This window comes from Phenylobacterium sp. SCN 70-31 (genome assembly GCF_001724605.1).
GTDB lineage: Bacteria > Pseudomonadota > Alphaproteobacteria > Caulobacterales > Caulobacteraceae > Phenylobacterium.
Genome location: NZ_MEEX01000050.1, coordinates 1 through 13,187 on the forward strand (window position 1 = coordinate 1; position 13,187 = coordinate 13,187).

Here is a 13,187-nt window from a genome sequence, read left to right on the forward strand (position 1 = left end):
ATCGTCTCGCAGATGCACCGCTCGCCGGGCGTCTTCTTCGACCACGACAAGGGCAAGACCCACGCCTCGGGCAAGCTGCTGTTCGCCGCCCGCGTCATCCCCTATCGCGGCTCGTGGCTGGACTTCGAGTTCGACGCCAAGGACATCGTCTACGTCCGCATCGACCGCCGCCGGAAGCTGCCGGCGACCACCTTCCTGATGGCGCTCGGCATGGACGGCGAGGAGATCCTCTCGACGTTCTACGAGACCGTCCCCTACGAGAAGAAGAAGGGCGGCTGGGCCACCCCGTACAAGGCCGAGCGCTGGCGCGGGGTGAAGCCCGAGTTCCCGCTGATCGACGCCGACAGCGGCGAGGAGATCGCTCCGGCCGGCCAGAAGATCTCGGCCCGCAACGCCAAGAAGTTCGCCGACAACGGCCTCAAGACGCTGCTGCTCGCGCCTGAGGCCCTGAACGGCCGCTACCTGGCGCGCGATCTGGTGAATTTCGAGACCGGCGAGATCTACGCCGAGGCCGGCGACGAGCTGGATGCCGGCCTTCTGGCCAGCCTGGAAGAGCAGGGCTTCAACACCCTGGACGTCCTGGACATCGACCACGTCACCGTGGGCGCCTACGTCCGCAACACCCTCCGGATCGACAAGAACACCGTCCGCGAGGACGCGCTGTTCGACGTCTATCGCGTCATGCGTCCGGGCGAGCCGCCGACGGTGGAAGCCGCCGAGGCCATGTTCAAGTCGCTCTTCTTCGATTCCGAGCGCTACGACCTGTCTTCGGTCGGCCGCGTGAAGATGAACATGCGCCTGGAGCTCGATTGCCCCGACGATGTCCGCATCCTGCGCAAGGAAGACGTCCTGGCGGTGCTGGAGACCCTGGTCGGCTTGCGCGACGGGCGTGGCGAGATCGACGACATCGACAACCTGGGCAACCGCCGGGTGCGTTCGGTGGGCGAGCTCCTCGAGAACCAGTACCGCGTCGGCCTGCTGCGCATGGAGCGGGCGATCAAGGAGCGCATGAGCTCGGTCGACATCGACACGGTCATGCCGCACGACCTGATCAACGCGAAGCCGGCGGCCGCGGCCGTGCGGGAGTTCTTCGGCTCTTCGCAGCTCTCGCAGTTCATGGACCAGACGAACCCGCTGTCCGAGATCACCCACAAGCGCCGCCTGTCGGCCCTTGGCCCGGGCGGTCTGACGCGTGAACGCGCCGGGTTCGAGGTCCGCGACGTGCACCCGACCCACTATGGCCGTATCTGCCCCATCGAGACGCCCGAAGGCCCGAACATCGGCCTGATCAACTCGCTCGCCACCCACGCGGTGGTGAACAAGTACGGCTTCATCGAGAGCCCCTATCGCCGCATCCGCGACGGCAAGACGACCGAGGAGGTCGTCTACATGTCGGCGATGGAGGAGGCGAAGCACGTCATCGCCCAGGCCAACATCAAGCTCGAGGACGGCTCCATCGTCGAGGATCTGGTCCCCGGCCGGATCAACGGCGAGCCGTCGCTGCTTCCCAAGGAGCAGGTCGACCTGATGGACGTGTCGCCGAAGCAGGTCGTCTCGGTGGCCGCCTCGCTGATCCCGTTCCTGGAGAACGACGACGCCAACCGCGCCCTGATGGGCTCGAACATGCAGAAGCAGGCCGTGCCGCTCATCCAGTCGGATGCGCCCCTGGTCGGCACCGGCATGGAAAGCATCGTGGCCGTGGACTCGGGCGCCGTCGTGGCGGCGCGCCGTCCGGGCGTCGTGGAGCAGATCGACGGCACGCGTATCGTCGTGCGCGCCACGGAAGAGACCGACCCGTCGAAGCCGGGGGTCGACATCTACCGTCTGCAGAAGTTCCAGCGTTCGAACACCTCGACGTGCATCAACCAGCGTCCGCTGGTGCAGGTGGGCGACAAGATCCGTGCGGGCGACGTGATCGCCGACGGCCCGTCCACGGAACTGGGTGAACTGGCGCTGGGCCGGAACACGCTCGTCGCGTTCATGCCCTGGAACGGCTACAACTTCGAGGACTCGATCCTGATCTCCGAGCGCATCGTGCGCGACGACATCTTCACCTCGATCCACCTCGAGGAATTCGAGGTCATGGCCCGGGACACCAAGCTGGGCCCGGAAGAGATCACCCGCGACATCCCGAACGTCGGCGAGGAAGCCCTGCGCAACCTCGACGAGGCGGGCATCGTGGCGATCGGCGCCGAGGTGATGCCGGGCGACATTCTGGTGGGCAAGGTCACGCCGAAGGGCGAGAGCCCGATGACGCCGGAAGAGAAGCTGCTGCGCGCCATCTTCGGTGAAAAGGCCTCGGACGTCCGCGACACCTCCCTGCGCCTGCCTCCGGGCGTCGCCGGCACCATCGTGGAAGTGCGGGTCTTCAACCGTCACGGCGTCGACAAGGACGAGCGCGCGCTGGCCATCGAGCGTCACGAGATCGACCGGCTGGGCAAGGACCGCGACGACGAGTTCGCGATCCTGAACCGCAACATGCAGGGCCGTCTGCGCCAGCTGCTGGTGGGCAAGACCGCCGTCTCGGGCCCGAAGGGCCTGGGCCGCGGCGAGATCAGCGCCGACAAGCTGGAAGAGATCGCGCCCGGCCTGTGGTGGCAGATCGCCCTGGACGACGAAAAGGCGATGGGCGAGCTCGAAGCGCTGCGCAAGCAGTTCGACGAGGGCCGCAAGCGCCTGGATCGCCGCTTCGAGGACAAGGTCGACAAGCTCCAGCGCGGTGACGAACTGCCCCCGGGCGTGATGAAGATGGTCAAGGTGTTCGTGGCGGTGAAGCGCAAGCTGCAGCCGGGCGACAAGATGGCCGGCCGTCACGGCAACAAGGGCGTCATTTCCAAGATCCTCCCGATCGAGGACATGCCGTACCTGGAGAACGGCCAGCACGTGGACATCGTGCTGAACCCGCTGGGCGTGCCCTCCCGCATGAACGTCGGCCAGATCTTCGAAACCCACCTGGGCTGGGCTTCGGCCGGGCTCGGGAAGCAGGTCGCCGATCTGCTGGAAGATTGGCAGAACGGCGGTCAACGACAGGCGCTCCTGGACTACCTGGGCGACGCCTATGGTCCCCAGGAAGAACTGCCGGACACTGACGAGGAACTCATCGAGCTGGCCAAGAACCTCTCGAAGGGCATTCCGTTCGCGACCCCGGTCTTCGACGGCGCGCACATCGACGACATCGAGAACCTGCTGGAGAAGGCGGGCCTCGACCGTTCCGGCCAGTCGTACCTGTACGACGGCCAGACCGGCGAGCGGTTCAAGCGTCCGGTCACGGTCGGCTACATCTACATGCTGAAGCTGCACCACCTGGTGGACGACAAGATCCACGCCCGTTCGATCGGCCCGTACAGCCTCGTCACCCAGCAGCCGCTGGGCGGCAAGGCCCAGTTCGGCGGTCAGCGCTTCGGGGAAATGGAAGTCTGGGCGCTCGAAGCCTACGGCGCCGCCTACACCCTGCAGGAGATGCTGACGGTGAAGTCGGACGACGTGGCCGGCCGGACCAAGGTCTACGAGAGCATCGTCCGCGGCGACGACACCTTCGAGGCCGGTATTCCGGAGAGCTTCAACGTGCTGGTCAAGGAGATGCGCTCCCTCGGCCTGAACGTGGAGCTGGAGAACAGCTGACGGATCTGCGGCCCTCCTCCCTTGGTGGGGGAGGGCGGTCCTTCCGCCCAGCTTCTGAAATTTTCGCGGGCGTCGTCCCGCAGAAGGAACCGAGATGAACCAGGAAGTCCTGAACATCTTCAATCCGGTCCAGGCCGCTCCGACCTTCGACCGCATCCGTATCGCGCTCGCCTCTCCGGAAAAGATCCGCTCGTGGTCGTTCGGCGAGATCAAGAAGCCCGAGACCATCAACTACCGCACGTTCAAGCCCGAGCGTGACGGCCTGTTCTGCGCGCGGATCTTCGGACCGACGAAGGACTACGAGTGCCTGTGCGGCAAGTACAAGCGCATGAAGTACAAGGGCATCATCTGCGAGAAGTGCGGGGTCGAAGTGACCCTGGCGCGGGTTCGGCGTGAGCGGATGGGCCACATCGAACTGGCTTCGCCGGTGGCGCACATCTGGTTCCTCAAGTCGCTGCCTTCCCGCATCGCGCTGATGCTGGACATGGCGCTGAAGGACATCGAGCGCGTCCTCTACTTCGAGCATTACATCGTCACCGAACCGGGCCTGACCCCGCTGAAGCAGCACCAGCTTCTGTCGGAAGACGATTATCTGCGCTTCCAGGAAGAGTTCGGCGACGACAGCTTCACCGCCGAGATCGGCGCCGAGGCGGTCCAGGGCCTGCTCAAGGGCATCGAACTCGAGAAGGAGGCCGAGAAGCTCCGCGAGGAGTTGCAGACCACCACCTCGGAAATGAAGCTCAAGAAGGCGTCCAAGCGCCTGAAGCTGATCGAGAGCTTCATCGAGAGCGGCAACAAGCCCGAGTGGATGGTGCTGACGGTGATCCCGGTGATCCCGCCGGAACTGCGCCCGCTGGTCCCGCTGGACGGCGGCCGTTTCGCCACCTCGGACCTGAACGACCTCTACCGCCGGGTCATCAACCGGAACAACCGCCTGAAGCGGCTCATCGAGCTTCGCGCGCCGGACATCATCATCCGCAACGAAAAGCGGATGCTGCAGGAAGCCGTCGACGCCCTGTTCGACAACGGCCGCCGCGGCCGTGTCATCACCGGCGCCAACAAGCGTCCGCTGAAGTCTCTGGCCGACATGCTGAAGGGCAAGCAGGGCCGGTTCCGCCAGAACCTGCTCGGCAAGCGCGTGGACTACTCGGGCCGTTCGGTCATCGTCGTTGGCCCCGAGCTGAAACTGCACGAGTGCGGCCTGCCGAAGAAGATGGCGCTGGAGCTGTTCAAGCCGTTCATCTACGCGCGCCTGGACGCCAAGGGCCTGTCGGGCACGGTGAAGCAGTCCAAGCGCATGGTCGAGCGTGAGCAGCCGGCGGTCTGGGACATCCTGGACGAGGTGATTCGCGAGCACCCGGTTCTGCTGAACCGCGCGCCGACGCTTCACCGCCTGGGCATCCAGGCGTTCGAGCCCAAGCTGATCGAGGGCAAGGCCATCCAGCTTCACCCGCTGGTCTGCGCCGCCTTCAACGCCGACTTCGACGGCGACCAGATGGCCGTCCACGTGCCGCTGTCGCTGGAAGCCCAGCTGGAAGCGCGCGTGCTGATGATGAGCACGAACAACATCCTGTCGCCCGCCAACGGCCGGCCGATCATCGTGCCGTCGCAGGATATCGTGCTGGGGCTCTACTACCTGTCGCTCGCCAAGGACAACGAACCGGGCGAAGGTAAGGTGTTCACCGACCTGGCCGAGATCGACCAGGCGCTGGACGCCAGGGTCGTCACCCTGCACACCAAGATCAAGGCGCGCCACACCGAGATGGACGCCGACGGCAATGTCGTGCGGAAGATCATCGACACGACGCCCGGCCGGATGAAGATCGCGGCCCTGCTGCCGCACAACCCCGCCATCGGCCACCGCCTCCTTGAGAAGAACCTCACCAAGAAGGAGATCGGCAACCTGATCGACGCCGTCTACCGGCACTGCGGTCAGAAGGCGACGGTCATCTTCGCCGACCAGGTCATGGGCCTGGGCTTCCGCGAGGCGGCCAAGGCCGGCATCAGCTTCGGCAAGGACGACATCGTCATCCCGGCCCGCAAGGCGCCGATCGTCGAAGAAACCCGCAAGCTGGTCGAGGAATACGAGCAGCAGTACGCGGACGGCCTGATCACCAAGGGCGAGAAGTACAACAAGGTGGTCGACGCCTGGGCCAAGGCCACGGATCGCGTCGCCGACGAGATGATGGCCGAGATCTCCTCCGCGCCCGTCGGAGAGGACGGCCGCCAGCTCGAGATCAACTCGATCTTCATGATGGCCAACTCGGGGGCCCGCGGTTCGCAGGCCCAGATGAAGCAGCTCGGCGGGATGCGTGGTCTGATGGCCAAGCCGTCCGGCGAGATCATCGAGACGCCGATCATCTCGAACTTCAAGGAAGGCCTGACCGTGCAGGAGTACTTCAACTCCACCCACGGCGCCCGTAAGGGCCTGGCCGACACGGCGCTGAAGACGGCGAACTCGGGCTATCTGACCCGCCGTCTCGTGGACGTCGCGCAGGACTGCATCATCACCGAAGAGGATTGCGGCACCACGCGCGGCATCACGCTGCGCGCCGTGGTCGAGGGCGGCGACGTGCTCGTCAGTCTGGGCCAGCGCATCCTGGGCCGTTTCGCGGCCGAGGACGTGAAGGACCCGGGGACGAACGACGTGATAGTGCCCGCTGACACCTATCTCGACGAGAACATGTGCGAGCTGGTCGAGGCGGCCGGGGTGCAGTCGGTGAAGGTCCGCTCGGTGCTCACCTGCGAGACCAAGACCGGCGTCTGCGGCGCGTGCTACGGCCGCGACCTGGCGCGGGGCACGCCGGTGAACATCGGCGAGGCCGTCGGCGTCATCGCCGCCCAGTCGATCGGCGAGCCGGGCACCCAGCTCACGATGCGGACCTTCCACATCGGCGGCACCGCCCAGGTGGCCGAGCAGTCGTTCTACGAAAGCGCCAACGACGGCGTCGTGAAGATCGACGGCGGCAACACCGTGACGGCGCCGGACGGCGGACTCATCTCGATGAGCCGCAACCTGATGCTGACGGTGCAGGTCGACGGCAAGGATCGCGAATCCTACAAGGTGCCTTACGGCGCCCGCCTGCAGGCGAAGTCGGGCGACAAGGTCAAGCGCGGCCAGCGCCTGGCCTCCTGGGACCCCTACACCACGCCGATCATCACCGAAGTCGGCGGCAAGGTCCGTTTCGAGGACCTCGTGGAGAACTTCTCGTTCCGCGAGGAGGCCGACGAGGCCACCGGCATCTCGAACCGGGTGGTCATCGACTGGCGCGCCAGCTCCAAGGGTTCGGACCTGCGTCCGGCCATGGCGGTGCTGGGCGAGGACGGCGCCTACAAGCGCCTCTCGAACGGCGGTGAGGCCCGTTATCTGCTGCCCGTGGGCGCCATTCTCTCGGTCGGCGACGGCGATGAGGTGAAGCCCGGCGAGGTTCTGGCTCGGATGCCCACCGAAAGCGCCAAGACCCGCGACATCACTGGCGGTCTGCCGAGGGTGGCCGAACTGTTCGAGGCCCGCCGGCCGAAGGACTGTGCGGTCATCGCCGAGATGGATGGTCGGGTCGAGTTCGGCCGGGACTACAAGAACAAGCGCCGCATCAAGATCACCCCCGAGGATGGTGGCGAGGCGGTGGAGTTCCTGATCCCGAAGGGCAAGCACATCGCGGTCCACGACGGCGATGTCATCCGCAAGGGCGAGTACATCATCGACGGCAACCCGGATCCGCACGATATCCTGCGGATTCAGGGCATCGAGGCGCTGGCCGACTTCCTGGTGAACGAGATCCAGGAGGTCTACCGGCTGCAGGGCGTGCCGATCAACGACAAGCACATCGAGACGATCGTCCGCCAGATGCTTCAGAAGGTGGAGATCCTCGAGCCGGGCGACACCGGCCTGCTCAAGGCCGACCACATGGACAAGCTGGAAGTGGACGAGGAGAGCGCCAAGGCCGAGGCCCGCGGCGGTCGCCCGGCCCTGACCCAGCCGGTCCTGCTCGGCATCACCAAGGCCTCGCTGCAGACGCGCAGCTTCATCTCCGCGGCGTCGTTCCAGGAGACGACGCGCGTGCTGACCGAAGCGGCGGTCCAGGGCAAGAACGACACCCTGGAAGGCCTGAAGGAGAACGTGATCGTCGGCCGGCTCATCCCGGCGGGCACGGGCTCCTACCTGCGGAACCTGCAGCGGATCGCCGCCAAGCGCGACGAAGCCCTGACGGCCAGCCGCGAGGAGGCCATGGAGCCGTTGCCGATGGAGATCGCCGACGCCGCCGAGGCCGAGACGGTCGAGGGCTGATCGGCGCCAGCCAGGTGAGAAGAGACGAGCGGCCCGGGAGCGATCCCGGGCCGTTTCGCATATGGCGCGCGCCGGCGGTTGAGTCGCCTTGGCGAGACGCTGCACGCAGGCCTAAGAGGAGCTGCGCCCCGAGAGCTGCGAGCGATTCGCATGACGGTGCGGGGCGCGAGCCAAGGGGAAGACGCAATGAAGACCTTGATCGGCGGGCTCATGGCTTGCGCCGCGGTTGTTCCGTCCGCGGCGCTGGCCCGGCCGCTTCCGGACGGCGGCGTGACGGTTCAGGAGGTAGCGCAGGAACTGCAGTCGAAGGGCTACAAGGCCGAAGTCGGGAAGGACGGCGGCGGCGATCCCAAGATCGTCAGCGGGGTGGATGGTTCGCGCTTCAGGGTGTGGTTCTACGGCTGCGAGAGCGGGCGCTGCGCTTCGGTGCAGTTCGAGACGGCGTTCGACCTGAAGAACGGCGTCACCTTCGAGAAGGTCAACCAGTGGAACAAGGAGCGCCGCTTCGGCAGCGCCCATCTGGACGACGAGATGGACCCGTACGTCCAGTACGACGTGGACTTCGAACGCGGGGCCACGACGGAAGCCGTGGCCAATGCGATCGACGTGTGGGTGACGGTCGTCCCGAGATTCAAGTCGTTCATCGGCTTCTGATCCGCGGCGGCGAGGGCCGGCGATGATTTCGCCCTCCGGGTCTTGGCGTTCGGAGCGGAACGCCTAGATCAGGGCCCGTCCTGGAGGAAATCGATTTGCCGCTGCTGCTCTGCCCCAACTGCAACGCGTCGATGCAGAACGTGAAGCGTTCCGGCATCGAGATCGACATGTGCCCCAGCTGCCGCGGCGTCTGGCTGGATCGTGGCGAGCTGGAGAAGCTGCTGGGCGAGCAGCGTGAGGCGCAGAAGGGGCGCGAACAGGACCGCGAACGCTTCGACCGCGAGGTCCGCGACTTCCACCGCGACCCTGACGACTGGAAGCGTCGCCACCCCTACGACGCCAAGGGCGGTCAATACCGCTACGACGACGACTACGACTACCGGAAGAGAAAGAAGAAGTTCGACATCTTCGACATCTTCGACTGAGGCGTCAGAAGGGAACCTTGCCCGGGGTTGCGCCCAGGTCTTCGGACGACGCCCCCATCCCCATGTTCGCCGCGCCTTTCGGCGGGCTGCGGGTGTTGTCCCAGTTGGCGCCGTAGGGAACCGGCGTGGCGGGGCCCGGAACGCCGCGCTTGTAGCGGAAGTCGGCCTCGCGCCTCGCGGCGGCCCGTCCCAACTCGCCCGACTTGTCGCGGTCCAGCCCCAGGCCCAGGAACGGCGCATCCCGCGCGCCGTCGGCGAGCCGCGCGCGGCAGGCCTCGCGCTCGGCGCGGGTGAGCGTGGGACTGTCGCAGTCCAGGCGGCTGCGCAGCGCCCGCCGAGCGTTGTCGGCCAGCGCGTCGGACTGCGGCTGCTGCGCGGTCGTCCGCGGGGCCGTCGCGGCGGGCGCGCGGGTGGTCTCGCTGGCCTTGGGTGTGATCAGGGGGGCGAGGGGCAGTTCGTCCAGATTGAACCGCTGGGGCCGTCGGTGGAGACGTACGGGGGAGGGGCGTGCGCCGGGCTGGGCGGCCGGCGCGGGCGTACGGGGCAGGATCAGGATCGGGATGATCGGCTCGGGCGGACCGGGGTCGTGCGGCGGAACCTGCAGGCGCGGCGCATGCACGGCGACCAGCGTCAGCACGACGGCGTGGGCGGCCAGGGACGCCGCGACCACCGCATACCTTCTTCGGCGCCGTCCCGCCGGCGGCATGCGCTCTCCTTTCGTGAAGCTCCACCCTAGGGAGGGGGCGCTTGCGCGGCGAATTCATGGCCGATCGCGTCGACCGCGGCGACACGGTGCGCGAGATTGACGGGACGGCCCTTCCCGACTATGTAGCGCGCTCTTTCGAGGCCGGGGATTCTTCCCAGCTCCGATGAGCCGCTCCCGCCGGAACGCCCGCAGAGGCGCCCGGTGTGTTTTCGTGTTTCATCGGTCGGCGTCGGACCAGGACCAAAACGACCCTAAACCGAGGCGCCACGGCCAAACGGCACACGCCTCCACGAAGCGAGAATAGATGCCGACAGTCAACCAGCTCATCCGCAAGCCCCGGCAGAACAAGCCGGCGCGGAACAAGGTCCCGGCCCTCAAGGGCTGCCCGCAGCGCCGCGGCGTCTGCACCCGGGTCTACACCACCACGCCGAAGAAGCCGAACTCGGCGCTGCGGAAGGTGGCCAAGGTCCGTCTGACCACTGGCATCGAAGCGGTGTGCTACATCCCCGGCGAAGGCCACAACCTCCAGGAACACTCCGTGGTGCTGATCCGCGGCGGTCGGGTGAAGGACCTTCCGGGCGTCCGCTACCACATCCTGCGCGGCGTGCTGGACACGCAAGGGGTCAAGGACCGCAAGCAGCGCCGTTCGCTCTACGGCGCCAAGCGTCCGAAGTAAGGAAATTCAGAGATGTCCCGTCGCCGTCGCGCAGACAAACGAGTCGTCCTTCCCGATCCCAAGTTCGGGGACCTGGTCGTCACCAAGTTCATGAACTACGTGATGTACGAAGGTAAGAAGGCCGTGGCCGAGAACATCGTCTACGGCGCCTTCGACATCCTCGAGAACCGTCGCAAGGACCAGGGTCCGCTGGAGACCTTCCACGCCGCGCTCGACAATGTGGCCCCGGCCATCGAGGTGCGCTCCCGCCGGGTCGGCGGCGCGACCTATCAGGTGCCGGTGGAAGTGCGCCCCGAGCGCCGTCGCGCCCTGGCCATCCGCTGGCTGGTCAACGCCGCGCGCAACCGTGGCGAGAACACCATGACCGAGAAGCTGGCCGGCGAGCTGCTGGACGCCTCGTCGAACCGCGGTTCGGCCGTCAAGAAGCGTGAGGACACGCACAAGATGGCCGAAGCCAACCGGGCCTTCTCGCACTACCGCTGGTAAGCCCGACTTCAGTCACGCTTTCCGGCGCGGGCGGTTTGGGATAAACCGCCCGCGCCGTTCGTTCAGCTACCCCGATAAGCCCTCTTCCAAGGCGATCCGCTATGCCCCGTACGCATAAAATCGAAGACTACCGCAACTTCGGCATCATGGCGCACATCGATGCCGGCAAGACGACGACGACCGAGCGGATCCTCTTCTACACCGGCAAGAGCCACAAGATCGGCGAAGTCCATGACGGCGCGGCCACCATGGACTGGATGGAGCAGGAGCAGGAGCGCGGCATCACCATCACGTCGGCCGCGACGACCGCGTTCTGGGCCGGCAAGCGTCTGAACATCATCGACACCCCGGGGCACGTGGACTTCACCATTGAGGTGGAGCGCAGCCTGCGCGTGCTGGACGGCGCGGTGACCGTTCTGGACGGCAACGCCGGTGTCGAGCCGCAGACCGAGACCGTCTGGCGTCAGGCCGACAAGTACAACGTCCCGCGCATCGTGTTCGTGAACAAGATGGACAAGCTGGGCGCCGACTTCGACAAGTCGGTGGAGTCGATCCGCGACCGCCTGGGCGCGAAGGCCGTCCCCATCCAGCTTCCGATCGGCGCCGAGTCGGCGCTGAAGGGCATCGTCGACCTCGTCCGCATGAAGGCGGTGGTCTGGGACAACGACGGCCTGGGCGCGAGCTTCCAGGACGAAGAGATCCCTGCCGATCTCAAGGAAAAGGCCGAGGCCGCCCGTAACTACATGATCGAGAACGCCGTCGAACTCGACGACGACGCCATGGAGGCCTATCTGTCGGGCGAAGAGCCGTCGGAAGAGGTCATCAAGAAGTGCCTCCGCAAGGCGGTGCTGACCGGCGCCTTCTATCCGATCCTCTGCGGCTCGGCGTTCAAGAACAAGGGCGTCCAGCCGCTGCTCGACGCCGTGGTCGACTACCTGCCGTCGCCGGTGGACATTCCTCCGACCAAGGGCATCGACTTCAAGACCGAGGCCGAAGTCGAGCGCAAGGCGTCCGACGACGAGCCGCTGTCGGTCCTGGCGTTCAAGATTATGGACGACCCCTTCGTGGGCTCGCTCACCTTCTGCCGCATCTACTCGGGCAAGCTCGAGACCGGCATGGGCCTGATGAATTCGACGCGCGACAAGAAAGAGCGTGTCGGCCGCATGCTGCTGATGCACTCGAACAACCGCGAGGACATCAAGGAGGCCTACGCCGGCGACATCGTCGCCCTGGCCGGCCTGAAGGAGACCCGCACGGGCGACACGCTGTGCGATCCGAACCGTTCGCCGGTGATCCTGGAGCGGATGGAGTTCCCGGCGCCGGTCATCGAGATCGCGGTGGAACCCAAGTCCAAGGCCGACCAGGAGAAGCTGGGCGTGGCCCTGGCCAAGCTGGCCGCCGAGGATCCGTCCTTCACCGTCTCCACCGACCACGAGTCGGGCCAGACGATCCTGAAGGGGATGGGCGAACTGCACCTCGACATCAAGATCGATATCCTGAAGCGCACCTACAAGGTGGAAGCCAATATCGGCGCGCCGCAGGTGGCCTATCGCGAGAGCCTCGGGAAGCGGGCCGAGATCGATTACACGCACAAGAAGCAGACCGGCGGCACGGGCCAGTTCGCCCGCGTGAAGCTGGTGTTCGAGCCGGGCGAGCCGGGTTCGGGCTTCGTGTTCGAGAGCGCGATCGTCGGTGGCGCGGTGCCCAAGGAGTATGTCCCGGGTGTCCAGAAGGGCCTGGAGTCGGCGAAGGACAACGGCCTGCTGGCCGGCTTCCCGCTGATCGACTTCAAGGCGACGCTGATCGATGGCGCGTTCCACGACGTCGACTCGTCCGTGCTGGCCTTCGAAATCGCCAGCCGCGCGGCTTTCAAGGAGCTGCGTGAGAAGGGCGCACCCAAGCTGCTCGAGCCGATCATGGCCGTCGAAGTCGTGACGCCCGAAGAGTACCTGGGTTCTGTCATCGGCGACCTGAACGGCCGTCGGGGCCAGATCCAGGGCCAGGACGTGCGCGGCAACGCGATCGTCATCAACGCCTTCGTCCCGCTGGCGAACATGTTCGGCTATGTGAACAACCTGCGCGGCATGTCGCAGGGCCGGGCGCAGTTCACCATGCAGTACGACCACTACGACCCGGTGCCGCAGGCGGTGGCCGAGGAAGTCATCAAGAAGTACGCCTGAGACCCTTCCAACCCTAGTTAGAGGACAAGCCCGGACAGGGCTGGAGCTTGAAATGGCCAAAGAGAAATTCGAACGTAACAAGCCGCACTGCAACATTGGCACGATTGGCCACGTTGACCACGGCAAGACGACGCTGACGGCGGCGATCACG

General features: G+C 66.2%; 9 protein-coding genes. 8 read left to right on the forward strand and 1 reads right to left on the reverse strand.

The genetic code is table 11. The features are described from left to right. From rpoB to ABS78_RS23045, 4 genes are all read left to right on the forward strand, one after another. A partial coding sequence (gene rpoB, locus ABS78_RS23030; protein WP_293385303.1) for a DNA-directed RNA polymerase subunit beta occupies nucleotides 1-3,621 on the forward strand: 3,621 nt, incomplete at its 5' end. Nucleotides 3,622-3,715: 94 nt separating this feature from the next. Continuing rightward, nucleotides 3,716-7,909, forward strand: a complete 4,194-nt coding sequence (gene rpoC, locus ABS78_RS23035; protein WP_293385306.1) for a DNA-directed RNA polymerase subunit beta' — start codon at nucleotides 3,716-3,718, stop codon at nucleotides 7,907-7,909. Between the two features lie 186 nt (nucleotides 7,910-8,095). Next, on the forward strand, nucleotides 8,096-8,563 hold the full coding sequence (locus tag ABS78_RS23040; protein ID WP_293385309.1) for a YbjN domain-containing protein: 468 nt from the start codon (nucleotides 8,096-8,098) through the stop codon (nucleotides 8,561-8,563). 95 nt (nucleotides 8,564-8,658) lie between these two features. Then, entirely contained in the window at nucleotides 8,659-8,988 is a 330-nt protein-coding gene (locus ABS78_RS23045) for a zf-TFIIB domain-containing protein (protein ID WP_293385312.1), read from the forward strand. Nucleotides 8,989-8,992: 4 nt separating this feature from the next. Here the strand turns inward: ABS78_RS23045 and ABS78_RS23050 are convergent, their stop codons facing one another. Next, a complete protein-coding gene (locus tag ABS78_RS23050; protein ID WP_293385315.1) occupies nucleotides 8,993-9,658 on the reverse strand; it encodes a hypothetical protein in 666 nt (221 codons plus the stop codon). A 340-nt stretch (nucleotides 9,659-9,998) separates the two neighbouring features. Here ABS78_RS23050 and rpsL point away from each other — a divergent pair, with 340 nt between their 5' ends. The 4 genes from rpsL to ABS78_RS23070 form a co-directional block, all read left to right on the forward strand. Continuing rightward, a complete protein-coding gene (gene rpsL, locus ABS78_RS23055; protein WP_293385318.1) occupies nucleotides 9,999-10,370 on the forward strand; it encodes a 30S ribosomal protein S12 in 372 nt (123 codons plus the stop codon). Nucleotides 10,371-10,382: 12 nt separating this feature from the next. Then, the gene (rpsG, locus tag ABS78_RS23060; protein ID WP_293385321.1) at nucleotides 10,383-10,856 is read left to right on the forward strand and encodes a 30S ribosomal protein S7; all 474 of its coding nucleotides are present in this window, start codon (nucleotides 10,383-10,385) and stop codon (nucleotides 10,854-10,856) included. 101 nt (nucleotides 10,857-10,957) lie between these two features. Next, entirely contained in the window at nucleotides 10,958-13,036 is a 2,079-nt protein-coding gene (gene fusA / locus ABS78_RS23065) for an elongation factor G (RefSeq protein WP_293385324.1), read from the forward strand. Nucleotides 13,037-13,088: 52 nt separating this feature from the next. Next, nucleotides 13,089-13,187, forward strand: a 99-nt coding sequence (locus ABS78_RS23070; protein WP_199225306.1) for a GTP-binding protein, incomplete at its 3' end; no start/stop codon positions are given.

Bases quoted from the DNA above. Each gene is read 5' to 3' on its own strand.
- rpoC (WP_293385306.1), top strand. From the start codon at position 3,716: ATGAACCAGGAAGTCCTGAACATCTTCAATCCGGTCCAGGCCGCTCCG.
- ABS78_RS23040 (WP_293385309.1), top strand. From the start codon at position 8,096: ATGAAGACCTTGATCGGCGGGCTCATGGCTTGCGCCGCGGTTGTTCCG.
- rpsL (WP_293385318.1), top strand. From the start codon at position 9,999: ATGCCGACAGTCAACCAGCTCATCCGCAAGCCCCGGCAGAACAAGCCG.
- rpsG (WP_293385321.1), top strand. From the start codon at position 10,383: ATGTCCCGTCGCCGTCGCGCAGACAAACGAGTCGTCCTTCCCGATCCC.
- fusA (WP_293385324.1), top strand. From the start codon at position 10,958: ATGCCCCGTACGCATAAAATCGAAGACTACCGCAACTTCGGCATCATG.